Source organism: Agromyces mediolanus, assembly GCF_023715325.1.
GTDB classification, from domain to species: domain Bacteria; phylum Actinomycetota; class Actinomycetes; order Actinomycetales; family Microbacteriaceae; genus Agromyces; species Agromyces mediolanus_A.
In genome coordinates, this window is record NZ_JAMBNX010000009.1 from 118652 (window position 1) to 142191 (window position 23540).

The 23540-nt window shown below is 72.3% G+C and carries 22 protein-coding genes; 11 read left to right on the forward strand and 11 right to left on the reverse strand.

The features are described 5' to 3' along the window. Window positions 1-26 precede the first annotated feature (26 nt). Entirely contained in the window at window positions 27-1682 is a 1656-nt protein-coding gene (locus M3147_RS15560; protein ID WP_251204326.1) for an amidohydrolase, read from the forward strand. Between the two features lie 114 nt (window positions 1683-1796). On the opposite strand, the gene M3147_RS15565 is transcribed toward M3147_RS15560, so the two are convergent. Both M3147_RS15565 and M3147_RS15570 read right to left on the reverse strand, forming a co-directional pair. After that, the gene (locus M3147_RS15565; protein WP_251204327.1) at window positions 1797-2255 is read right to left on the reverse strand and encodes a hypothetical protein; all 459 of its coding nucleotides are present in this window, start codon (window positions 2253-2255) and stop codon (window positions 1797-1799) included. A 139-nt stretch (window positions 2256-2394) separates the two neighbouring features. Next, window positions 2395-3039, reverse strand: coding sequence for a GNAT family N-acetyltransferase (locus M3147_RS15570; RefSeq protein WP_251204328.1), 645 nt, complete (start codon window positions 3037-3039; stop codon window positions 2395-2397). Window positions 3040-3296: 257 nt separating this feature from the next. Between M3147_RS15570 and M3147_RS15575 the strand changes: the two genes are divergently transcribed. The 7 genes from M3147_RS15575 to M3147_RS15605 all read left to right on the forward strand — a co-directional run bounded on the left by M3147_RS15575 (window position 3297) and on the right by M3147_RS15605 (window position 11343). Further along, complete coding sequence (locus M3147_RS15575; protein ID WP_251204329.1) at window positions 3297-4865, forward strand: HNH endonuclease signature motif containing protein; 1569 nt, start codon at window positions 3297-3299, stop codon at window positions 4863-4865. Continuing rightward, a complete protein-coding gene (locus M3147_RS15580) occupies window positions 4862-5446 on the forward strand; it encodes a cysteine hydrolase family protein (RefSeq protein ID WP_251204330.1) in 585 nt (194 codons plus the stop codon). The genes M3147_RS15575 and M3147_RS15580 overlap by 4 nt, the downstream gene beginning before the upstream one ends. A gap of 146 nt (window positions 5447-5592) precedes the next feature. Beyond that, on the forward strand, window positions 5593-7107 hold the full coding sequence (locus tag M3147_RS15585; RefSeq protein WP_251204331.1) for a helix-turn-helix transcriptional regulator: 1515 nt from the start codon (window positions 5593-5595) through the stop codon (window positions 7105-7107). A 135-nt stretch (window positions 7108-7242) separates the two neighbouring features. Beyond that, the gene (locus M3147_RS15590) at window positions 7243-8694 is read left to right on the forward strand and encodes an NAD(P)/FAD-dependent oxidoreductase (protein WP_251204332.1); all 1452 of its coding nucleotides are present in this window, start codon (window positions 7243-7245) and stop codon (window positions 8692-8694) included. Next, the gene (locus M3147_RS15595) at window positions 8691-9086 is read left to right on the forward strand and encodes a cupin domain-containing protein (RefSeq protein ID WP_251204333.1); all 396 of its coding nucleotides are present in this window, start codon (window positions 8691-8693) and stop codon (window positions 9084-9086) included. Before M3147_RS15590 ends, M3147_RS15595 begins: the two co-directional genes overlap by 4 nt. A gap of 59 nt (window positions 9087-9145) precedes the next feature. Beyond that, a complete protein-coding gene (locus tag M3147_RS15600) occupies window positions 9146-10522 on the forward strand; it encodes an NAD-dependent succinate-semialdehyde dehydrogenase (RefSeq protein ID WP_251204334.1) in 1377 nt (458 codons plus the stop codon). A gap of 20 nt (window positions 10523-10542) precedes the next feature. After that, entirely contained in the window at window positions 10543-11343 is an 801-nt protein-coding gene (locus M3147_RS15605; RefSeq protein WP_251204335.1) for a nitrilase-related carbon-nitrogen hydrolase, read from the forward strand. A 97-nt stretch (window positions 11344-11440) separates the two neighbouring features. Here the strand turns inward: M3147_RS15605 and M3147_RS15610 are convergent, their stop codons facing one another. The 5 genes from M3147_RS15610 to M3147_RS15630 all read right to left on the reverse strand — a co-directional run bounded on the left by M3147_RS15610 (window position 11441) and on the right by M3147_RS15630 (window position 15787). Beyond that, window positions 11441-12103, reverse strand: coding sequence for a hypothetical protein (locus M3147_RS15610; RefSeq protein WP_251204336.1), 663 nt, complete (start codon window positions 12101-12103; stop codon window positions 11441-11443). Continuing rightward, window positions 12100-12720: a hypothetical protein gene (locus M3147_RS15615; RefSeq protein ID WP_251204337.1), complete on the reverse strand. Its 621-nt coding sequence runs from the start codon at window positions 12718-12720 to the stop codon at window positions 12100-12102. Before M3147_RS15615 ends, M3147_RS15610 begins: the two co-directional genes overlap by 4 nt. Before the next feature lie 133 nt (window positions 12721-12853). Next, the gene (locus tag M3147_RS15620) at window positions 12854-13597 is read right to left on the reverse strand and encodes a winged helix-turn-helix transcriptional regulator (RefSeq protein ID WP_251204338.1); all 744 of its coding nucleotides are present in this window, start codon (window positions 13595-13597) and stop codon (window positions 12854-12856) included. Window positions 13598-13607: 10 nt separating this feature from the next. Continuing rightward, a complete protein-coding gene (locus M3147_RS15625) occupies window positions 13608-14048 on the reverse strand; it encodes a VOC family protein (protein ID WP_251204339.1) in 441 nt (146 codons plus the stop codon). A gap of 104 nt (window positions 14049-14152) precedes the next feature. Continuing rightward, the gene (locus M3147_RS15630) at window positions 14153-15787 is read right to left on the reverse strand and encodes a PucR family transcriptional regulator (protein WP_251204340.1); all 1635 of its coding nucleotides are present in this window, start codon (window positions 15785-15787) and stop codon (window positions 14153-14155) included. A gap of 103 nt (window positions 15788-15890) precedes the next feature. On the opposite strand from M3147_RS15630, the gene M3147_RS15635 reads away from it, so the two are divergent. From M3147_RS15635 to M3147_RS15645, 3 genes are all read left to right on the forward strand, one after another. Beyond that, window positions 15891-17456 (forward strand): CoA-acylating methylmalonate-semialdehyde dehydrogenase, encoded by a 1566-nt coding sequence (locus M3147_RS15635; RefSeq protein ID WP_251204341.1) that lies wholly within the window; start codon window positions 15891-15893, stop codon window positions 17454-17456. 43 nt (window positions 17457-17499) lie between these two features. Further along, window positions 17500-18906, forward strand: coding sequence for an aspartate aminotransferase family protein (locus tag M3147_RS15640; protein ID WP_251204342.1), 1407 nt, complete (start codon window positions 17500-17502; stop codon window positions 18904-18906). A gap of 79 nt (window positions 18907-18985) precedes the next feature. After that, window positions 18986-20449 (forward strand): flavin monoamine oxidase family protein, encoded by a 1464-nt coding sequence (locus M3147_RS15645; protein ID WP_251204343.1) that lies wholly within the window; start codon window positions 18986-18988, stop codon window positions 20447-20449. Here M3147_RS15645 and M3147_RS15650 read toward each other — a convergent pair. The 4 genes from M3147_RS15650 to M3147_RS15665 are packed head-to-tail and all read right to left on the reverse strand — an operon-like array spanning window position 20346 to window position 23470. Beyond that, window positions 20346-21134 carry a Pr6Pr family membrane protein gene (locus M3147_RS15650; RefSeq protein ID WP_251204344.1) on the reverse strand — a complete coding sequence of 263 codons (789 nt, stop codon included), beginning with the start codon at window positions 21132-21134 and terminating at the stop codon, window positions 20346-20348. The genes M3147_RS15645 and M3147_RS15650 overlap by 104 nt on opposite strands. Window positions 21135-21165: 31 nt before the next feature. Beyond that, a complete protein-coding gene (locus tag M3147_RS15655) occupies window positions 21166-21984 on the reverse strand; it encodes an amino acid ABC transporter ATP-binding protein (RefSeq protein ID WP_251204345.1) in 819 nt (272 codons plus the stop codon). Next, complete coding sequence (locus tag M3147_RS15660; RefSeq protein WP_251204346.1) at window positions 21971-22636, reverse strand: amino acid ABC transporter permease; 666 nt, start codon at window positions 22634-22636, stop codon at window positions 21971-21973. Before M3147_RS15660 ends, M3147_RS15655 begins: the two co-directional genes overlap by 14 nt. Before the next feature lie 12 nt (window positions 22637-22648). Next, window positions 22649-23470, reverse strand: a complete 822-nt coding sequence (locus tag M3147_RS15665) for an amino acid ABC transporter substrate-binding protein (RefSeq protein WP_251204347.1) — start codon at window positions 23468-23470, stop codon at window positions 22649-22651. Between the last annotated feature and the right edge of the window lie 70 nt (window positions 23471-23540).

Consider the following 23540-nt stretch of genomic DNA (forward strand, 5'->3'; position numbering starts at 1 on the left):
CGCGCACCCTCTGAAAGGACTCACGGATGCCTCACGCCGATCTCGTCTTCACCGGCGGACCCGTCTTCACCGCCGACGCCGTGCGCTCGCGCGCCTCGGCCGTCGCCGTCTCGGGCGGCCGGATCGTCGCGGTCGGCGCCGACCACGACGTGCGCGAGCTCGTCGGGCCGGGCACCGAGGTGGTCGACCTCCACGGCCGGCTGCTCGTGCCCGGGTTCCAGGACGCGCACGTGCACCCTGTCTGGGGCGGGCTCGACATGCTGCGCTGCGACCTCCGCGACGGCGAGACCGAGGGCGCGTACCTCGACACGATCGCCGCGTACGCGGCGGCGCACCCGGATGCCCCGTGGATCCTCGGCGGCGGCTGGGGCATGTCGGCGTTCCCCGGCGGCACCCCCACCGCCGCGGCCCTCGACCGGGTGCTGCCCGACCGCCCGGCGTTCCTGCCGAACCGCGACGGGCACGGCGCCTGGGTGAACAGCGCCGCGCTGCGGCTCGCCGGGATCGACCGGCACACGCCCGACCCCGCCGACGGCCGCATCGAGCGCGACGCCGACGGGGCGCCGAGCGGAACCCTGCACGAGGGCGCCATGGACCTCGTGCGCCGGCACCTGCCCGTCACGACGCCAGAGGAGCTGGAGGCGGCGGTGCTCGAGGGGCAGCGCTACCTGCACTCCTTCGGCGTGACCGCCTGGCAGGACGCGATCGTCGGCGATTACGGCGTGGGCGACGATCCCGGCCGCGCGTATCTCTCGGCCGCGGCATCCGGTCGGCTCACCGGGCGCGTCGTCGGCGCGCTCTGGTGGGACCGCACGAAGGGCCTCGAGCAGATCGACGGCCTCCTCGCCAAGCGCGAGGAGTACCGCGGCGGCCGCTTCGCCGCGACGAGTGTGAAGATCATGCAGGACGGGGTCGCCGAGAACTTCACGGCCTCGATGCTCGAGCCCTACTGCGACGGCCACGGGCACCCGACCGACAACTCGGGCATCTCCTTCGTGCCGCCGGAGCTCCTGAACGAGGCGGCGCCGCTGCTCGACGCGCACGGCTTCCAGCTGCACTTCCACGCGATCGGCGACCGGGCCGTGCGCGAGTGCCTCGACGCCGTCGAGCACGCGATCGCCCGCAACGGCCGGAACGACCACCGCCACCACATCGCCCACCTGCAGGTGGTGCACCCCGAGGATGTGCCCCGCTTCCGCGAGCTCGGCGTCGCGGCGAACATGCAGTCGCTCTGGGCGGCGCTCGAACCGCAGATGGTGGAGCTGACCCTGCCGTTCCTCGGTTCACCGCGCGACGCCTGGCAGTACCCGTTCGGCGACCTGCTGCGCTCGGGCGCGGTGCTCGCGGCGGGCAGCGACTGGTCGGTGTCGACGCCGAACCCGCTCGCCGCCATCCACGTCGCGGTCAACCGGGTGTCCGCGCCCGGCGAGGAGGAGGGGGAGTACCCGCCGTTCCTGCCGGAGCAGGCGATCGACCTCGCGACCTCGCTCACCGCGTACACGGCGGGCTCGGCGTTCGTGAACCACCTCGATGAGACGGGCACGATCGCGGTCGGCAAGCTCGCCGACTTCGCGCTGCTGGATCGGGACCCGTTCGCGGGAGCGGCGCCCGAGATCGGCGCGACGCGGGTGCTGCAGACCTTCGTCGAGGGCGAGCGGGTGCACGCGGCGGACGACGCCTGAGCCCGCCTCCGCGATGACGCGCGACGGCCCGCACCCGTCCGGGTGCGGGCCGTCGTGGTTCCGCTCAGGCGCAGGGTTCGCTGCGCCCGCGTGGATGCGTCGTGGACGCGGTGCTCAGCTGGCGCAGACGGTGCCGAGCTCGGTGACCGACTCCTGCAGCGAGGTGATGTGCTCGCTCATCGCCGAGATGTCGGCGTTGGCCGGGTCGGCGACCATGCCGTCGAGGTACACGACGTACTCGTCGAGCGCGACCGCGGCCTGGTCGGCGGCGGCCTTCACCTCGGGGTGGCCGACCTTGGCGGCGGTCTCGGTGACGGTGCCGGACGCCTCCTTCAGCGCGGCGAGGGCCGCGGCGGGGTCGCTGGAGTCGACGGAGCTCAGGCTGGAGAGCTCCTGCAGCGCGGTCTGCACGTCGGTGCAGGCTTCCTGCTTGGTCTGCTCGGCCGCGGGCGCCTCCGCCTGCTTCTCCGCCTTCGCGGCGGTGCCCTCGGCGTTTCCGCCCGAGGCGCAGCCGGCGAGCAGCAGGGCCATCGCGGCGAACGAGACGGCGGCGATCTTACGGGTTGCGGTCATGATGGTTCTGGTTCCCTCCGGTTCCCGGGTCGGTCCCGGGCCCCCGCGGACCATCCAATCAGCCAAGCGGCCTCCCCCAAAATGGGGAGGGGTCCCCGCAGCTCTCGTCGACTGCGCCCTTCGGCGGTGCGCGCGAGGCTCATGCCAACAGCAACGGGCGCGCCTCGGTGAACCCGCCGACCTCGAGCTGCCAGTCCGGACGGCGGAACTCGGACGCCACGAGCCGCAGCTGCACCTCGTCCTCCACCACGCCCGGCTTCGGCGCGCGCTTCGTCACGCCGTTCTCTCGGTAGCCGAGCTTCGCCGAGACGGCGAGGGAGGAGGCGTTCCAGTCGTACGCCCCCGACTCCGCGACGGTCGCACCGAGCTCGTCGAAGGCGAACAGGAGCAGCGCGGCCCGCATCTCGGTGCCGAGCCCCAGGCCGTGGCGGGAGCGCGTCAGCCACGAGCCACTCGAGACGGTGCGCAAGGCGGCGAAGTTCGTCGCACGAAGGTCCTGCAGGCCGATCGGGCGGCCGTCTTCGAGGACGGCGAACAGCAGGTTCCACTCGTTCGGCGCGACGCCCGCGCGCTCTCGCCAGACGAACCGCGCCAGGTTCGGCAGCAGCTCCTCGCGCGGAGCCTCGGTCCAGGGGATGCCGAACGGATTGCGTCCCGGCTCGTGGACCCCGTCGAGCGCCGCCTCGGCCAGACTCGGAAGGTCGGCGTCCCGCACCGGTCGCAGTTCGAGCCGCGGTGTACGCAGCCGGAGACGGAAGACGGGCCAGACGTCGAGGAGTTCCATTCATCGACGATACCCGCCCGCTCCGGCTGAGCCGGGCGCAGGCCACCCAGCAGTGAACGTGATTCGAACATAAATACTCTTTTCTCCCACCATCTTCCCCTCTCACCCGGCCTGCGTCGGCACGCGAGACCGCATGCGCATCCAAGCGAATTCCCTTGTGAAGACAAGGCTAGCGGGCCGAGAGCCTGGTCGAGCGAGTTATCCACAGATCGAATCTTTCTTCGATTTCCGAGCGCGAGCGGCGCAAGAATAGGGACATGCACTCCACCACCGCCCTCGCCTCTTTCATCGAGGCCACCGCGACCGTCGCCGAGGCGTGGTCGGGCGCGCAGACGGGCGCGGCGAGCGGTGCAGACGCCGAAGTTCACGCGATGAGCGGCGCCGGCCTCGTGTGCACGATCGAAGCGCTGGCTCGGGCTGCCCGGGCACTCGAGGCGCTGCAGGCGCGCTGCGCGGCCGAGCTCGCCGACCGGTCCTGTGGCGAGGTCGACGCCGATCTGGCCCGCGAGCACGGCTTCCCGAGCGCAGCCAAACTCCTCACCGCCGCGAGCGGAGGCCGCAGCATCGACGCCGTTCGGCTGATCGAGGTCGGGCGGGCGATCTCAGCGCGACGCAGTTTCTTCGACGAGGAGCTGCCGGCGAAGCGACCGCTCGTCGCTGCGGCGATGCACGGCGGCGGGCTCTGCCTCGACGCGGCCGGGCTCATTACACGCTTCCTCGAGCGGGCCGCACTCCGGTGCGACCCCGAAGCACTCTCGACCGCCGAAGCTCTTCTCGTCGAACGTGCCCCGATCGTCGGCGTCGACGGGCTGCACTCACTCGTCAAGCGCCTCGAGGCGCACCTCGATCCCGACGGCGTCGAGCCGCGCGAAGACGAGCTCCGGGCGCGCCGGTCGCTCACGATCCGCGAAGACCGCTTCGGCATGATCCTCGTCCGCGGGGCATTCGACCCCGAGAGCGGTGCAGCCGTCAAGTCCGCGGTCGACGCGCTGGTGGGCGCGGCGCTGCGCGTGAGCCGTGGTCGCCCTCGCGCCGGCGAGGCCCGCGACCGCAACGGCAACGGCAACGGCAACGGCAACGGCAACCTCGAGGCCGCAGGTACTGGCGCCGGCACTGATGCCGACGCCGATGATCCGTTGTTCCGTGAGGACCGGTCGATCGCCCAGCTCAACGCCGATGCGCTCGCCGACCTGGCCCGGCATGCGCTCGGTTGCGGCGAGGCGCCGACGGCGCTGCGCCGAGTGACCGTCGTCGCACGGGTCGACGCCGAGGCCCTCGTGTCCGGCGAGGGGTACGCGACGATCGACGGCGTAGACCAGCCGATCTCCATCGCGACGGCACGCGCACTCGCGCTGAGCGCCGGCATCAGCCCGCTGCTGCTCGGTGACCGCCGCGCACGACTCGACCTCGGTCGCACCGCACGCCTCTTCAGCACCGAGCAGAAGCTCGTCCTCATCGACCGCGACGGCGGCTGCGCCTGGCCGGGATGCCTCCGACCACCGGGATACGCGGAGGCGCACCACATCGCCTGGTGGCAGCGCGACGAGGGCCGCACCGATGCGGGCAACGGCATCATGCTGTGCAGCCATCACCACCATCGCGTCCACCGCGACGGCTGGCGAATCCGCCTCCGCGACGACCGCAGCTGGTTCGTCCCGCCGCCGCATCTCGACCCGCAGCAGGTTCCCCGCCCGGGCAACCTCGCGAGCGATCGGCTCCTGGCCGAGCGGTTCGCGAGACGACGACGCCCGTCCCGCGGCGCGCCCCGAGGAAGTTCCCGCCGCGCTCCCGCGAACCCGCCCCCGCCCGCTAGCGTGAGCGCATGACCCGCGCGCTGCTCATCATCGACATCCAGCAGGACTACTTCCCCGGCGGTCGCCACCCCCTCGTCGAGCCCGAGGCCGCGGCCGACCGCGCCGCCGAGGTGCTCTCGGCCTGGCGCGAGCAGGGCGAGCCGGTCGTCCACATCCAGCACGTCTGGGATTCCCCGGAGGCCGCCTTCTTCCAGCCGGGCACACCGGGGATCGAGATCCACCCGAGCGTCGCACCGCGCGACGGCGAGACGCTGCTCACGAAGACGCAGCCCAACGCGTTCCTCGGCACGGGTCTGGAGCGGGAGCTTCGGACGCTCGGCGGCGGGCCCGCCGACGGCTCCGAGTCGGGAGCCCCGGCACTCGAACTCGTCGTGATGGGAATGATGTCGAGCATGTGCGTCGACGCGACCGTTCGCGCGGCCGCCGACCTCGGCTTCGCGGTGACGGTGATCCATGACGCCTGCGCCGCACCCGACCTCGCCTTCGGCGAGCTGACCGTCCCCGCAGCTCAGGTGCACGCCGCGTTCATGGCCGCCCTCGGCGACAGCTACGCCGAGGTCCTGAGCGCCGGGCAGCTGCTCGCAGCCGACTGAGCCGAGCGCATTTCTCGAATTCTTCGCGATATCCGAGGCCAGACGAGGCCGAACGCCGCGGATTCACGCCCCACCCCGCCCAGTTCGCAGAATTTCGACAGAAGTTCTGTTTGCGGCATCCTGCTGCTCATGTGACCATCGTTGACATGATCGCCGCCGATCCCGCCACCGCCGACTCCGCGACCGCCTCCGCGACCGCAGCCTCGAACGCCGCCGCCGCCTCGCCCGCCGCCGAGGTCGACGCGCTCACCCTCGGCCGCCGCATCCGCGAGCACCGCACCGCCCGCGGCATGACGCTCGGCGAGCTGGCCCGCGCGATCGACCGGGCACCCAGCCAGGTCTCGGCCATCGAGAACGGCAAGCGCGAGCCGCGCCTCTCGATGCTCCGCACGATCGCCCTCTCCCTCGGCACCACGGTCGACGAGCTTCTCCGCGCCGACGCCCCGAGCGAGCGAGCCGCCCTCGAGATCGCCGTGGAGCGCGCCCAGCGCGGTCCCGTCTTCTCGGCGCTCGGCCTCGACCCGTTCCGGGTCGCGAAGTCCATGAACGATCAGACTCTGCAGACGATCCTCGCCCTGCACAACGAGATCGACCGTCTCCACCGCGAACGGGCGGCGACGCCTGAGGAGGCGCGCCGGGCGAACGCCGAGCTGCGCGCCGAGATGCGCGCCCGCGACAACTTCTACCCCGAGCTCGAACGCGTCGCCGCCGAGCTCCTCGAGGCGGTCGGCCACACCGGCGGTCCGGTCTCGCACCAGCTCGTCGCCGACATGGCCTCCCACCTCGGCTACTCCCTGCACTACGTCGGTGACCTCCCGCACTCCACCCGCTCGGTGACCGACAAGCGCCACGGCCGCATCTACCTGCCCACGCAGCAGTCGCCGTCCCGCGATTCCCGTTCGCCGATCCTGCAGGCGCTCGCGAGCCACCTCCTGCACCACGAGGAGCCGCGCGACTACGGCGAGTTCCTGCGCCAGCGCGTCGAGACGAACTACCTGACCGCGGCCATCCTCCTGCCCGAGCAGGCCGCCGTCCGCTACCTCGCCGAGGCGAAGAACCTGCGCCGCATCTCGATGGAGGAGCTGCGCGACCACTTCGCCGTCTCCTACGAGACCGCCGGCCACCGCTTCACGAATCTCGCGACCGCGCGGCTCGAGATCCCGGTGCACTTCATGAAGGTGCACGAGTCGGGCACGATCATCAAGGCGTACGAGAACGACCGGGTGCGCTTCCCGTCCGACGCCCTGGGCGCCGTCGAGGGCACCACCGTGTGCCGCAACTGGACCGCACGCACCGTCTTCGACGTCGAGGACCGCTTCAGCCCCTGTTACCAGTACACGGACACTCCGTCCGGCACGTTCTGGTGCACCTCCCGCATCGAGAAGGCGAAGGAGGGCGAGTACTCGGTGTCGGTCGGCGTGCCCTTCGAGCACGTGAAGTGGTTCCGCGGCCGCGAGACGCCGCACCGCGCGGTGTCCCGCTGCCCCGATCCGAGCTGCTGCCAGGCGCCCGAGGGGCTCGCCAACAAATGGGCGGATGCCTCGTGGCCGGCCGCGCGCACGCCGACGAGCCTGCTCGCGGCGTTGCCGACCGGCACGTTCCCGGGCGTCGACCAGACCGAGGTGTACGAGTTCCTCGAACAGCACGCCCCAACGGCCTGACGCCGACGCCCACCGCGGGTGCGGCATCCGTCAATCTGTCCGGAGCCGCCGCGATTCCGCGACACCGGCGGGCTGGCGGCCCGGCCGCCGCCGCGTCAGGATGGTGGGAACCAAACACGCATCGGAGTGATCCCCGTGGGCACCACCGTCTTCGAACGACGTCGACCCTCTTCATCCGTCATCGAGCATGCGCTCGCCGACACCCGCCACTCGGTCTTCTGGCGGGACGACCTGCCCGAGGCGTTGAAGCCGTCGCGGCCCAAACTCGCCGGCACCGTCGTCGCCGACCTCGTGGTCGTCGGCGGCGGCTACAGCGGCCTGTGGACCGCGCTGCTCGCCAAGGAGCGCGCGCCCGAGTCGCACGTGGTCCTCGTCGAGGCGAAGCGGGTGGGCTGGGCCGCGTCCGGCCGTAACGGCGGCTTCTGCGAGGCGAGCCTCACGCACGGGCACGAGAACGGCCTCGCGCGCTGGCCGAAGGAGATGCCGCTGCTCGATCGCCTCGGCGTCGAGAACCTCGACGCCATCGAGGCGAGCGAACAGCGCTACGGCATGGACTTCGAGTTCGAGCGCACGGGGCAGCTCGCGCCGGCGGTCGAGGAGCACCAGCTCGAGTGGCTGCGCGAGTGGGCCGACGAGGCCGCGGCGAACGGTGAGGCCGACGACGTCGTCTTCCTCGACGAAGCCGCGGTCCAGGCATCCGTCCACTCCCCCACCTACCTCGGCGGCGTCTGGGAGAAGCGCACCAACGCGATGGTGCACCCGGCGCGCCTGGCGGCCGAGCTCGCGCGCGTGGCCGAGGAGCGCGGCGTCGAGATCTTCGAGCAGTCGCCGGTGCGCCGCATCGACACGCCGGGATCGACCGGGGCCGTGAGCGTCGTCACCGACGGCGGCCGCGTCGACGCGAAGCACGCGGTGCTCGCGACGAACGTCTTCCCCTCGCTGCTGAAGCGCAACCGCCTGATGACGGTCCCGGTCTACGACTACGTGCTCATGACCGAGCCGCTCTCGGCCGAACAGCTCGACTCGATCGGCTGGAAGGACCGCCAGGGCATCGGCGACCTCGCGAACCAGTTCCACTACTACCGGCTCTCGAAGGACAACCGCATCCTCTTCGGCGGCTACGACGCCGTGTACCACTACGGGCGCAAGGTCCGGGAGCAGTACGAGAACCGGCCCGAGTCGTGGCAGACGCTCGCGAGCCACTTCTTCACGACGTTCCCGCAGCTCGAGGGCCTGCAGTTCAGCCACCAGTGGGCGGGCGCGATCGACACCTCGACGCAGTTCACCGCCTTCTTCGGCACGGCGCGCGAGCACCGCGTCGCCTACGCCGCCGGATTCACCGGTCTCGGCGTCGGGTCGACGCGGTTCGCCGCCGAGGTCATGCTCGACCTGCTCGAGCGTCGCGACAACGAGCGCACGCAGCTCGAGATGGTGCGCAAGCGCCCGCTCCCGTTCCCGCCCGAGCCGGCCGCCGCGATCGGCATCAACGCGACCCGCTGGTCGCTCGACCGCGCCGACCACAACCGCGGCAAGCGCAACGTGCTGCTGAAGACGCTCGACGCCCTCGGCCTCGGGTTCGACTCGTGAGCACCGAGCAGGGCACCGAGCAGCAGGGCACCGAGCAGGGCGCCGAGCGCCTCGCCGCCGGCCTGCTCGTCGAGGGCCCGGCCGTCGCCCTCGAGCACGAGCCCGTCCCCGCCGAGCAGTCGGTCGCCGGCGAGCCGACGACCGCGTACCTGCCGCTCGATGTGTCGGCCGCCGGTGAGATCGGCATCTGGGAGATGGGCCGCGGCACCATGCGCGACACCGAGGTCGACGAGGTCTTCGTCGTCCTCGCAGGTGACGCGACCGTCGAGTTCGTCGAGCCCGCCCGCGAGGCGATCGTGCTCGCCCCCGGCTCGGTGGTGCGCCTCGAGGCCGGCATGCAGACCATCTGGACCGTGCGCGAACCGCTGCGCAAGGTGTTCATCGAGCGCTGAGCGCTCCCGCGCGGGCCGCTGCCCGCGCCGCAGACCCACGAAGACGAAGGAGAGCCGACATGGCGAAATACCGGGTGCAGAACCCCGCGACCGGCGAGATCGTCGAGACCTTCGAGGTCGCGACCGATGCGGAGATCGAGCAGACGCTCGCGGCGGCCGACGGGGCCTACCGCGAGTGGCGCGAGCGCAGCGTGCAGGAGCGCGCCGCCGTCGTGAAGCGCGTCGCCGAGCTGTTCGAGGAGCGCAAGGAGGAGCTCGCCCGCCTCATCGCGGTCGAGATGGGCAAGTCGATCGCCGAGTCGATCGATGAGGTCGAGTTCGCGACCGCGATCATCGATTACTACGCCGTGCACGGGCCGAGCCTCATCACCGACTACGAGATCCCGTCGACCATCCCGGGCAAGGCCGTCATCGAGCAGCTGCCGATCGGCCCCCTGCTCGGCGTGATGCCGTGGAACTTCCCCTACTACCAGGTGGCCCGCTTCGCGGCGCCGAACCTCGTGCTCGGCAACACCATCATCCTGAAGCACGCCGACATCTGCGCCCGCTCGGCCCTCACGATCCAGGAGATCATGGAGGAGGCGGGCGTGCCCGTCGGCGGCTACCAGAACGTGTTCGCCTCGCACGAGCAGATCGCGACGATGATCGCCGACGACCGCGTGCAGGGCGTCTCGCTCACCGGCTCCGAGCGCGCCGGTGCGATCATCGGCGAGCAGGCCGGCCGCCACCTGAAGAAGTGCGTGCTCGAGCTCGGCGGCATCGACCCGATGGTCGTGCTCGACGCCGACGACGTCGCGGCCGTCGCGAAGGCGGCCTGGGACTTCCGCGTCTACAACGGCGGCCAGGTCTGCAATTCGAACAAGCGACTGATCGTCATGGACGACATCTACGACGAGTTCGTCGCGGAGCTCACGAAGCTCGCCGACGGGCTCGTCCCGGGCGACCAGCTCGCCCTCGGCGACGGCGAGTACGCGCCGCTGTCGACGCGCGTGGCCGCCGAGACCGTGCACGAGCAGGTGCAGCGCGCAGTCGCCGCGGGCGCGACGCTCGAGGCGGGCGGCGTGCTGTCCGACGGCCCGGGGGCCTACTACTCGCCGGCCGTGCTCACGGGCGTGCCGCGCGACTCCGCGTCGTACCGCGAGGAGATCTTCGGGCCGGTCGCGACCGTCTACCGGGTGCACAGCGACGAGGAAGCGCTCGAGCTCGCGAACGACTGCGACCTCGGCCTCGGCGGCTCCGTGTTCTCGACCGACGAGGCGCGCGCCGCACGCGTCGCCTCGCGGCTCGAGGTCGGCATGACCCACGTCAACACGATCGCGGCGGAGGCGGCCGAGCTGCCGTTCGGCGGCGTGAAGCGCTCGGGCTTCGGTCGCGAGATGGGTCCGATCGGCATCGGCGAGTTCGCGAACCGCCGCCTGTCCTTCGTCGCGAAGTAACGCGAGCGGCAGGCACCGAGATGATCCAGCAGGCGGGGGCCACCGGGGAGCGCGAGCTCCGGGTGGTCCTCGCGCAGCTCGCCGCCGCCCCGCGCGATCTGCGCGCGAACGCGGCGGCGATCCGTGAGGTCCTGGCGGCGCATCCGGATGCCGAGCTCGCGGTCTTCCCCGAGCTCTTCCTCTGCGGCTACACCGGGGAACGCGTCGACGAGCTGGCCGTGACCCGCGACGATCCGATCCTCGCGGAGCTCGCGGCGGCCTGCCGCGAGCTGGGCACGGCCGTCGCCTTCGGCTTCGCCGAGCGGGGCGGGCCGGATGCCTCGCGGCCCGACGGCTCGGTGCACAACGCGCTCGCGATCATCGACGCCGAGGGCCGGCTCACCGCGGTGTACCGCAAGCGACTGCTGTTCGGTGCGGAGGCCGAGGCCTTCGCACCGGGCGACGACGATGTGCTCGGCACCGCCGCGGGCGCCGCGATCGGCGCCCTGATCTGCTTCGACATCGAGTTCCCGGAGCCCGCCCGCCGACTCGCCCTGGCGGGCGCCGAGCTGCTCGTCTCGGTCGCCGCGAACATGGCCCCGTACCTGCCCGACCACGAGCTCGCCTCGCGGGCCCGGGCGCTCGACAACCGTCTGCCGCACGTCTACGTGAACGCCGTGGGCGAGGCCGACGGCTTCCGCTTCGTCGGCGGTTCGCGCGCGGTGCGGGCGGACGGCTCGGTCGCCCTCGAGCTCGGCGGCGGCGAAGAGGTCGCCGAGGCGGTGCTCACCGTGGGCGCTGCCGTCGACCCGGCGGTGGACTACCTGCGGTTCCTCCGCTGAGCTCGGCCCAGGCTGCAGTCCAGGGCGAACTCGGCAGCGGGTACAGATCGTAGGCGTCCTCGAGCGCGACGAGGTGCGCCGGGCGTTCACGGACGAGCTAGCCGCAGAACTCCTTGGGCGCACGAGGCTCGGCGGAGGAGCCGACGCTGGTGACGACATCCTCGACCACGATGAAGTCGATCCAGCCGCGCTCGGCATCTCCGACGGCGTAGCCGAAGCCCTCGGCGCTCAGCTGAGCGATCTGCTGCAGCTCCGGGTACGCGGCGGTGAGCTCGTCGATCCTCGAGCCGAGGCCGATGCCCTCTGCGGTGCGCGGCGCGAGGGGCAGCGTCCCGGAGGCGTCCGGTGAGCCGGACACCCAGACGTCCTCGACGCGGTCGCCGGTCTCGGAGACGATGAGCAGCAGTGCCGCGACGCTCGGACCGTCGTCGGCGGCGAGCGCCAGCGTGAACAGCCTCGGGCACGCCGCGTCGACCGGGGCGAGGTCGAAGGCGGTGAGCGGCGTCGCCACCTCCGGGTACGCCGCGCCGCGCACGACCGGGCCGAAGCCGGCGCCGCTGATCGTCCAGGTCGTGAGATCGGCAACGTCCGGCGCGGCCGCGCTCGGAACCGGCGCGGGCGTCGGGCTCGCCGTGGGCGTCGGGCTGGATGTCGCCGGCGGGCTCGGCGTCGGCTCCGGCTCGCTCGCGCACCCCGCGAGGAGGAGCGCGGCGATCGCGAGGCCCGCGAACGCGGCGGCAGCGCGACCGCGACCGATCATGCGCAGAGCTCCTGCGGAACGAACTTCGTGTCTGCGGCGATGATGGTCGAGACGACGCCGTCGATGACCAGGAAGTCGATCCAACCCGCCGTGTCGTCGCCGACCGCGTACACGGTCGAGCTCGGCCGCTCGATCACGAGCTCCAGCTCCGGGTAGGCGGCGGCGAGCTCAGCTTCGGTCGATCCGAGTCTGATCCCGGCGGCGGTGGCGCCGCCCTCGTGGGGCCAGCCTGGGTCGCGCGTCGAACTCGCCACTGAGACCCGGTGCACCACGGAGCCGTCGTCCGAGAGGATCACGAGCAGTCCGGCCTTGTCGGGGTGCTTCAGGTTCACGAGCTCGGGACACAGCCCCGACGGCTCGACCGAGTACAGATCCGTGAGCGATTCGATCGCCGCCGGATACGCCGCCCCGCGCTGGATCGGCCCGATGCCATCGGCGCCGATCAGCCAGCTCGACGGATCCGCCGGGTCCTGGGCCGCCCCCGGCGTCGGGGTCGGCGAGGGGCTCGGTGTCGGCGTGACGCTCGGCGTCGGCGTGACGCTCGCCGTCGGCGAGGGGCTCGGTGTCGGCTCGCTCGCGCACCCCGCGAGGAGGAGCGCGGCGATCGCCGCGGTCACTCCGACGCCCCTGACGCGCCGACCCGCGCTCCGTCCCGTCATCGTCTCCCCCTGCCGCGCATGTGCACCGTCGGCTCAGCGTACCGAGCGGAGAGGCCCGGCCAGCGTCGCGGAGATATCACTCCGGTAACGGCTAGGCGACGGCCGCGCCCGCCGCTCGCGCGGTGCCGGGGGACGGCTCGACGGGATCGATGCGGAAGGTGCGGACGAAGCGCGCGAGCAGCTCGGCGTCCCCCGCGAACGGCCCGTCGTCGTTCGCCCGGGGCGCGCCCTCGGCGAGCAGCGCGCGGAGCGCCGTCGGCGTCAGTTCGAGCTCGAGCACCGCCTCAGGCACGGGCTCGTGCGCGGAGCGCCGCCGCGGCTGAGGCAGCGCGCCGGAACCGACGGCGACGACGTCGAGCGTGCCGGCGACCACGATCGCCGAGACCGCGACGGGCGGCTCCGCCCCGGAGAGCCACAGCACGTACTCGGTCGGCGGGAGCGTCGCGGCGGCATCCGGCCGGAAAGCGGTGGAGAGCGCGAAGCCGAGCGCGTCGGCGCTCATCGTCTCCCCCTCGCCAGGGTCCCCGAGGACCGACCAGCCCCAGCGCTCGAGCGCCGCGACCACCGGCTCGAGGCCTCGGCCGAGCGGCGTCAGCTCGTAACCGCCGCGCACGCTCGGCACGCGGCGCACGATGCCCGCCTCCTGCAGCTCCTTGAGCCGGTCGCTCAGGATGTTCGTCGGGATCCGGGGCAGGGATGCCTTGAGGTCGCTGTACCGGCGCGCACCACCGAGGAGGTCGCGGACGATGAGCAGCGCCCAGCGTTCCCCGACCCGCTCGACGGCACGCGCGACGCCGCTGTACTGGCCGAAGCCGCGTGCGGCGCGGGTGCCCATCGGCGCCTCGTCAGGCCTGGCCGGCGAGGAACGCGTCGGGGCCCTGCTCGGCGGCGGCCGGCTCCATGAAGAGGAACTCGAGCACGTTGCCGTCCGGGTCCTCGAGGTCGCGGGAGTACATGAAGCCGTAGTCCTGCGCCTCGCGGGGCTCGGTGCCGCCCGCGGCGAGCCCCTTGGCGAGCACCTGGTCGACGTCGTCGCGGGACTCGCGGCTCAGCGCGATGAGTGCCTGCGCGTGGGTCTTCGGGTCGATGATCTGCTTGTCGGTGAAGGTGGCGAGGTAGTCGCGGGTCAGCACCATGAAGTACACGTTCTCGTCGAGCACGACGCAAGCGGCGTTCTCGTCGGTGAAGAGCGGGTTGATGCTGAAGCCGAGCGCCTCGTAGAACGCCTTCGAGCGATCGAGGTCGGTCGTGGGGAGGTTCACGAAGATGCTGGTGGTGGCGGACATGGCGTGCTCCGATTTCGTCGTCGAGATGGTGCCTGAACACGCTCAGCTTGCTCTTAACAAGCAAGCTTGTCAAGAGCAAGTAAACGGATGCCTCGACGGCCGGCTCAGCGACTCCCGCTCCGCCGGACGAGCAGCGCGAGATGCAGCGCCGTGAGCGTCTCGCCGTCGTCGAGGTCCGCGTCGAGCAGCTCCGCGATGAGGGCGATGCGCTGGTAGAACACCGAGCGGGAGAGGTGTGAGGCCGACGCCGCCGCCGTGCGGTTGCCCGGATGGGCGAGCATCGCAGCGAGCACGTCGAGCAGGTCGCCCCCGCGGGCCAGGTCGTACTCGATCAGCGGGGCCAGCATCCGTTCCCCGTGCTCCTGCAGCCGGTGATCGTCGCGCAAGGAGGTGACGAGCCGCACCAGCGGGCGATCGTCGGCGCGCCGCACCACCGGGCCTCGAGTGCCCCGCGGCACCGGCACCCGCGCGAGGTCCCGCGCCTGCTGCACCGAGGCCAGCAGCTCGGCGAGGCCGTGGGCGGCCTGCCCGACCGAGAGCACGAGCCGCTCCCTCGCGGCCGGCTCCTCGACGAGCGAGCGGGCGAAGGCGAGCACCCCCGCCTCGTCGACCGCGAAGCGCGTCGCCTCGGGCAGCGAGACGAGCAGCACGGCCGCGGGCGGCTGCCCCTCCGCGAGCACCCCGGCGAGCGCGCGGCCGCCGAGGGCGCGGGCCGCGGCATCCGCCAGCTCGCCCGAGACCTCCGCGCCCGACGCGACCACCCCGAACTGCACCCCGTGCGCGATGGGGAGCCCGGCCGCCTCGAGTCGCGCCGCCGCATTCGGCAGCGCCGCGAAGCGCCCGTCGAGCAGCGCGTCGACGAGCCGCTGCCGGCCGATCCGCGCCCACTCGTCACCGCCCGAGTCAGCGAGCCGCCCGAAGGCGAGCGCCGTCGCGCCCTGCTCCAGCACCGCGTTCCGGCCGGCCGGATGCTCCGGGCCGGCGAGCGCCACCAGGTGCCCCCAGCGCAGGCCGCGCGCCTCGACGGGCACGATGAGCCAGCCGTCCGCATCGCCCCGGTGGGCGCGGCGCGACCGCGCCTCCCACTGCCGGAGCAGCGACTCCTCCTCGCTCGGCGGCACCTCGGCGCTCACGACCTCGTGGGCGAGGTTCTCGAGCACGACGCCCGAGCCGAGCGTCGCGGCGAGCTGGCGGACGATGAAGTCCGCTGGCGAGCCGCGCAGCGCGAGCCCGGTGAACCGTTCGCGCACCTCGTCGCGGGCGACGAGCGCCGCCGTCTGGGCGGAGATGATGCGGCCGTGCACGGCCTCGGTGAGCGCGACGAACTTCACCTCGCGGTGCAGCGCGACGAGGGCGAGCCCGCGACGCCCCGCCGCCTCGGCCACCACCGCGGGCACGTAGCGGTAGTGCACGCCGAGCTCGAGCACGAGCCCCGCGAGCCCCGCATCGACGAGGCCGCCGATGAACGCGACCAGCTCCTCGGGCTCGGTCGGCCAGCCGGAGCCGGTCGTGAGCAGCAGCTCGCCGCCGTCGAGGAGGCGGGCCACGCCGGCGCTGTCGGAGACGTGCGCCCAGCGCACCCGCGCGTCGAGCGCGTCACCGCCGACGAGCACCTCCGGCACGCCCTCGGCGAGCGCGGGAAGGGCGAGGATCTCGCGCACCGTCGGCAGCCCCGCGCCCTCGGCGACCGGGCCCGGACGTTCCGTTCGGATCGACTCATCTTCGCGACGATCTGCCACCGCTTCACTCACTTCGGCTCTGCAACACTGGGAATCACAAGCTTAGCCGAGCTCCGGGCATTCTGTCCGGCCCGGCCGGTTCCACCCCGCAGAAGGAGACGCAATGAGCACGACCGAGACCGCATCCGCCACGAGCTCGACGGCCCAGGTGCCGGTCATCGGCCACTGGGTCGACGGCGGCCACCGCGCCTCGACCTCGGGCCGCACCGCCCCCGTCTTCAACCCGGCCACCGGCGCCGTGCAGGCCGAGGTCGCCCTCGCCGACCAGGCCGAGATCGACGCCGCCATCGCCTCCGCGCAGGCCGGCTTCGAGATCTGGAGCGGCTACTCGATCGCCAAGCGCCAGACCGTGCTGTTCGCCTTCCGCGAGCTGCTGAACGCCCGCCGCGGCGAACTCGCCGCGATCATCACCGCCGAGCACGGCAAGGTGCTCTCCGACGCGATGGGCGAAATCCTCCGCGGCCAGGAGGTCGTCGAGCTCGCGACCGGCTTCCCCTCGCTCATCAAGGGCGCCTTCTCGGAGAGCGCCTCGACCGGCATCGACGTCTACTCGATCAAGCAGCCGCTCGGCGTCGTCGGCATCATCAGCCCGTTCAACTTCCCGGCCATGGTGCCGATGTGGTTCTTCCCCATCGCGATCGCCGCCGGCAACGCGGTCGTCCTGAAGCCGAGCGAGAAGGACCCGAGCGCCGCCCTCTGGCTCGCCGAGCTGTGGAAGGAGGCCGGTCTGCCCGACGGGGTCTTCACCGTGCTCCAGGGCGACAAGCTCGCCGTCGACGGCCTGCTCACCTCGCCGCTCGTGCAGTCGATCTCCTTCGTCGGCTCGACGCCGATCGCGCAGTACATCTACGAGACCGCCTCCAAGCACGGCAAGCGCGTGCAGGCCCTGGGCGGGGCGAAGAACCACATGCTGGTGCTCCCCGACGCCGACCTCGACCTCGTCGCCGACCAGGCCATCAACGCCGGCTACGGCGCGGCGGGCGAGCGCTGCATGGCCATCTCGGTCGTGCTCGCCGTCGAGCCCGTCGCCGACGAGCTGATCGCGAAGATCACCGAGCGCATCGCGAAGCTGAAGATCGGCAACGGCGCGGGCACCGACGCCGGTGACGGCAAGCTCAGTGAGCCCGACATGGGCCCGCTCATCACGGCCGTGCACCGCGACAAGGTCTCCTCCTACGTCGACATCGCCGAGGCCGACGGCGCCGAGATCGTCGTCGACGGTCGCGGCTTCACCGTCGAGGGCCACGAGGACGGCTTCTTCTTCGGCCCGACCCTGCTCGACAAGGTGCCCACCACCTCGCGCGCCTACACCGAGGAGATCTTCGGCCCGGTGCTCTCGGTCGTCCGCGTCGAGAGCTACGACGAGGGCCTGGAGCTCATCAACTCGGGCCAGTTCGGCAACGGCACCGCGATCTTCACGAACGACGGCGGCGCCGCCCGCCGCTTCCAGAACGAGGTCCAGGTCGGCATGATCGGCATCAACGTGCCGATCCCCGTGCCGGTCGCCTACCACTCCTTCGGCGGCTGGAAGCAGTCGCTGTTCGGCGACGCGAAGGCGTACGGCGCGCACGGCTTCGACTTCTTCACCCGCGAGAAGGCCATCACGAGCCGGTGGCTCGACCCGGCGCAGCACGGCGGCATCAACCTCGGCTTCCCGCAGAACCACTGACCCGGCGCACTGCGCAGGCCTCGCTGAACCGGCAAGGAGAATCATGACCGACACGCTGACCGCCACCGCCAGCTACACCGACCGCCACGGCGCGTCCCACGCGCTGCCCGACGCCGCCGGCGACGCGCAGGTGCGGGCCGACGACCGCGCGCACGTCTTCCACTCGTGGAGCGCGCAGGCGCTCATCGACCCGCTGCCCGTCGCTGCGGGCGAGGGCTCGACGTTCTGGGACTACCAGGGCAACGCCTACCTCGACTTCTCGAGCCAGCTCGTGAACCTGAACCTCGGCCACCAGCACCCCGACCTCGTCGCCGCGATCCAGCAGCAGGCGGGCCGGCTCGCGACGATCCAGCCGTCGATGGCCTCCGACGTGCGCGGCGAGCTCGCCCGCCGCATCGCGGAGGTCGCCCCCGGCGACCTCGACAAGGTGTTCTTCACGAACGGCGGCGCCGACGCCAACGAGTACGCGGTGCGGATGGCCCGCCAGGTCACCGGCCGCCGCAAGGTGCTCTCGATGTACCGCAGCTACCACGGTTCGACCGCCACCGCGATCTCGCTCACGGGCGACCCGCGGCGCTGGGCGAACGAGCCGAGCGACGGCAGCGTCGCGCACTTCTTCGGCCCCTACGAGTACCGCTCCGCCTGGGGCTCGACGAGCCCCGAGGAGGAGACGGCGCGCGCCCTCGCCCACCTCGAGCAGGTCATCGTGCTCGAGGGCGCCTCGACGATCGCCGCGATCATCCTCGAGACCGTCGTCGGCACGAACGGCGTACTCGTGCCGCCGCCCGGCTACCTGCAGGGCGTCCGCGAGCTCGCCGACCGCTACGGCATCGTCTACATCGCCGACGAGGTCATGGTCGGCTTCGGCCGCATCGGCGAGTGGTTCGCGGTGAACCACTTCGGCGTGACCCCCGATCTGATCACCTTCGCGAAGGGCGTGAACTCGGGCTACGTGCCGCTCGGCGGCGTCGTCATCTCGCAGCGGATCGCGGCGCACTTCGACACGGTCGCCTTCCCCGGCGGACTCACCTACTCCGGCCACCCGCTCGCCTGCGCCGCCGGCGTGGCGACGTTCGAGGTGTTCGAGCGCGACGGCATCCTGGAGCGCGTCCGCGACCTGGGCGAGCGCGTCGTCGCCCCGCGGCTCGCCGAGCTGCAGGCGAAGCACCCCTCGGTCGGCGACGTCCGCGGCCTCGGCCTCTTCTGGGCGATCGAGCTCGTGAAGAACCGCGAGACCCGCGAGCCGCTCGTGCCGTTCAACGCCTCGGGCGCCGACGCCGCGCCGATGGGCGCGTTCGCCGCGGCGTGCAAGCAGAACGGCGTCTCGCCGTTCGTGCACTTCAACCGCACGCACGTCGCCCCGCCGCTCGTCATCACCGAGGACGAGCTCGTCCGCGGCCTCGACGTCATCGACGAGGCCTTGACGGTGGCCGACGGGTACACGGCCTGAGCCGGTCCGCACTCGCCCGATGATCGCCCGCGTCCGGATGGACGCGGGCGATCACGCGTTTCCGGCTAGCCTGAGAAGCATGCGGGAGCGGGCTGACGGTGGCGGCATGAGCCGCCGGGCGCTCCTGGCCGCCGGGCTCGCGGGTGCCGCCTCGCTCGCGCTCGCGAGCTGCACCACGGGCCCGAAGCCCACCCCGAGCGGCTCGCCGACGCCGAGCGCCTCCCCCACGCCGACGCCGAGCGCCCCGGCCGGGATCCCGCTGCCGAGCGCGATGCGCCGCTCCACCTGGGCGGCGGACCCCTTCGCCCGCGGCGCCTTCGGCTTCCAGGCGGTCGGCACGACACCCGAGCTCCGCGAGACCCTCGCCGAACCGGTCGCCGACCGGGTCTGGTTCGCCGGCGAAGCCTGCTCCCCCGACGCGCCCGGCACCCTGCAGGGCGCGCTCTCGACCGGTCGGCTCGCCGCCCGCTCGCTCGTCGAGCGCGCGGACCCGGGCGAGCGGGTCGCGGTCGTCGGTGCCGGACTCGCCGGGCTGGCCGCCGCCCGGGTGCTGCAGGACGAGGGCTTCGAGGTCATCGTCGTCGAGGCGCGCACCCGGATCGGCGGGCGGATCGAGTCGGTGCAGGATGCCGCGTTCGGCCGCGAGGTCGAACTCGGCCCGCTCTTCGTGGACGACGACGAGGAGCTGACCGCGCTGCTGTCGGCGAGCGAGGTCACGACGGAGCCGTTCCCGGGCACCGTCGAGACGCGGAGCGCCGACGGCACCGTGCTCGACGTGCCATCCACCGGCTCCGACGCGCTCGCCCGCGTACATGAGTGGGCCCTCGCGCAGGACGACGACCGCTCCCTCGCCGACGCGCTCCGCGCGAGCGGCGCGGGCGAGCTGACGCCCGAGGACCTCGCCTGGGTGCAGCACACCGTCCGCACCGGCGTCGAGCCGCTGACCGGGGCCGGGGCGACGCTCGTCTCCGCACGCACCGACTTCGCCGGGCTCGTCGGCGCCCCGCGCCGGCTCGTCACCGGTCGACTCGCCGACGTCACCGACCGTCTCGCCGACGGCATCGACGTCGCCGCGGGCAGCGCGGTGACCCGGGTGACGATCACCGAGCGGCGGGTGGGCCTGCGCCTCGACTCCGGCGAGTCCGTCGCGGCCGACCGGGCGATCATCGCCGTGCCCCTCGGGGTGCTGCAGTCCGACGCCTTCGCCTTCGAGCCGGCACTGCCCGCCGCGCATCAGGAGGCGATCGCCGCGCTCCGCACGGGGGCCGTGGATCTCGTCTGGCTCCGATTCGAGGAGGCGTTCTGGCGCACCGCCACCCCCGCCGAGGGCGAGACGACCGCCGACGCGCAGGCGACCGTGCCGCAGCTGCTCACGGTCGAGACCCCGTCGCACGTCGCGGGATGGATCGACCTCGGCGGCGACCCCGTGCTCGTCGGCGTCATCGCGGCGTCGCAAGCGCGACTGCTCGACCGGCTCGACGATCAGACGTTCCAGAACGCCGTGCTCGCCGATCTCGCGCCCTACGCCACAGCCCGCGGTTGATCGCGACGAGCCCCGCCGTCACGGCCACGAAGATCACGAGCACGATCGCGCAGTAGACCGCGACGCCGACGGGACCGCCGACCTGCGTCTCGTCGAGGAAGAAGTACGGGTACCACCCGACATCCGCACCGCGCACCAGCGTGTAGCCGAGCCACAGCGACGGGTAGGCGAGCACCCAGGCGATGGTCGACCACGACACCGGCGGGTTCACCGCGAGCACGGCGTCCACCGTCCAGGCGACGAGCGCGAGCGCCGGGACGACGAAGTGCAGCAGCGTGTCCGACCAGGGCACCTCGATGCGGTAGTCGCGCGTCGAGGCGTTCGCGACGATGAGCGCGAAGACGATGCCCGAGATCACGACGTACACCGTCACGATCGTGCGGAGCGTGCCGAGCCAGCGCGGGTCGCGCGGCGCGAGGAGCGCGTAGCCGCCCGCGAGCACGAGGGTCGCGACCGCCGCGAACGCCGACTGCACGGTGAAGTAGCTGAAGAAGTTCGCGGTGGCGAAGGCACGGAAGCCGAGCACGTAGACGAAGTTGCCGATGAGGGCGACCACCTCGAGCGCGGCGATGCCGAGCCGGAACCAGCCGAGCGCGCGCCGCTGCCCACCGGTGGCGAGGCGCCTGGCCCTCGTGAACGCCCGCGCCCAGGCCGGCGACGCGAGGCCGTCGGTGCGCGGAGTCATCCCTCAACGCTACCGCCGGCGCCCGCGCCGCTCAGTCGAGGGGGCGCAGGATGCGGTCGAGGAAGCGCCGCGTGCGCTCCTCGCGCGGCGCCGTGAAGAGCTCGGCCGGCGCGCCGCGCTCGACCACGACGCCGCCGTCGAGGAAGAGCACCTCGTCGGCCGCCTGCCGGGCGAAGGCGAGCTCGTGCGTCACGACCACCATCGTCCAGCCCTCGCGGGCGAGCTCGGCGATCACCTGCAGCACCTCGCCGACGAGCTCGGGGTCGAGGGCGCTCGTCGGCTCGTCGAAGAGCAGCAGGTCCGGCTTCAGCGCGAGCGCGCGGACGATGCCGACCCGCTGCTGCTGCCCCCCGGACAACTCGAACGGGTACGCGTCGCGCTTCTCGGCGAGACCGACCCGCTCGAGCAGCGCCGTCGCCTCCGCGACCGCCCGCACCTTCGGCACCCGCTGCACCTGCACCGGGCCCTCGATGACGTTCTCCAGCACGGTGAGATGCGGGAAGAGGTTGTGGTGCTGGAACACCATCGCCGAGCGGTCGCGCAGCGCGAGCCGCTCGCGCTTGGCCGCCTTCGCGGGGCCGAGCGCCTGCGCGGCGAAGTCGATCACCGGTCCGCCGTCGAGGTCGAGCACGCCCGCGTCCGGCGTCTCGAGCCCGTTCAGCGAGCGCAGCACGGTCGTCTTGCCCGAGCCGCTCGGGCCGATGAGCACGACGACCTCGCCGCGGCGAACCTCGAAGTCGATGCCCCGCAGCACCTCGTTCTGGCCGAAGGCCTTCCGGAGGCCGGCGGCGGTCAGTAGCGGGCGGTCGGCGGCACCCGGGCGGGCAGCCACGGGGTCAGTGGGCGACATAGCGATCGAGCCTCCGCTCCAGGGCGCTCTGCCCGCTCGACAGGGCGAGGCAGATCAGCCAGTAGACGAGTGCGGCCTCCAGATACAGGAGCATGAACTCCTGGCTGAACGCCGCGATCTGCTGCGACACCTTGAACAGCTCGGTCACGAGGATGAGCGAGGCGAGCGAGGTGTCCTTCACGAGCGAGATGAACGAGTTCGACAACGGCGGCACCGAGACGCGGGCCGCCTGCGGCAGGATGATCCGCCGCAGCGTCTTCGCGTGGGACATGCCGACCGTGTAGCCGGCCTCCCACTGCCCCTTCGGCACCGAGAGGATCGCCGCCCGGATGATCTCCGCCGCGTAGCCGCCGACGTTCAGCGAGAACGCCGCGATCGCGCTCGGCCACGGGTCGATGACGACGCCGATCGCGGGCAGCCCGTAGAAGATCACGAAGAGCTGCACGAGCAGCGGGGTGCCCCGGATGATCGAGATGTACACCCGGGCGATGCCCGACACCACGCGGTTCCGGGAGAGCCGCATGAGCGCGACGCCCAGGGCGAGGACGAGTCCGATCGCGAAGGAGGCGAGCGCGAGCGGGATGGTCCCGCTCACCGCACCCCAGACGATCGGCCAGAAGGAATCGAGGAAGAGCTGCCAGCCGTCGGCCATAGTGGGACGGTACTACTGGGAGACGTCCTGGCCGAAGTACTTCTCGCCGATCTTCGCGAGCGTGCCGTCGGCCTGCAGCTTCGCGAGCGCCTCGTCGACCGCCTTCACGAGCGCGGTCTTCTGCTTGGTGAAGGCGAAGGCGCTCTCGGTCGGGTCGGTCTCGGCCGCGACCTGGAGCTTCGCGTCGGGGTTCTCCTTCACGTAGTCGAGGTAGGTCAGCTCGTCGTTCACGGTCGCGTCGACGCGGCCCTGCTCCAGCAGGGCGACGGCCTGCGCCCAGCCCTCGACGGACTGCACGTTCGCGCCCGCCTCCTGGGCGAGGGTGTAGAAGTTGCTCGTGAGCGACTGGGCGGTGGTCTTGCCCTCGAGGTCCGCGAAGCTCGTGATCGAGGTGTCGCCGTCCTTCACGACCACGACGCTCGGCGAGACCGTGTACGGGGTCGAGAGCAGGTACTTCTCCTCGCGCTCCGGGTTGATCGAGACCTGGTTCGCGATGACGTCGAAGCGCCCCGCCTCGAGGCCTGCGAAGATCGCGTCCCACTGGGTCTCCTGGAACTCGACCTTCAGCCCGAGCTCGTCGGCGACCGCCTCGGCGACCTCGACGTCGTAGCCGACGAGCTCGCCCGAGCCGTCCGCGTGGAACGTGAAGGGCCGGTAGGTGCCCTCGGTGGCGACCGTCAGCGTGCCCGGCTTCAGCAGCCCGTACTCGTTGCCGGCGGCGTCGCTCTGGGACGCCGACCCGGCACCGCCGCTCGAGCAGGCGGCGAGGGCGATCACGGCGACGACGGACGCGGCGGCGCCGATGGCGGCGCGGAGGCGGCGGGGGCTGGGCATGGGTGGTGCTCCGTTTCGGACGGCTGGGGTGCAGCGCTGGTGAGACACCCGGTAGTCCAGCACAGGGCGC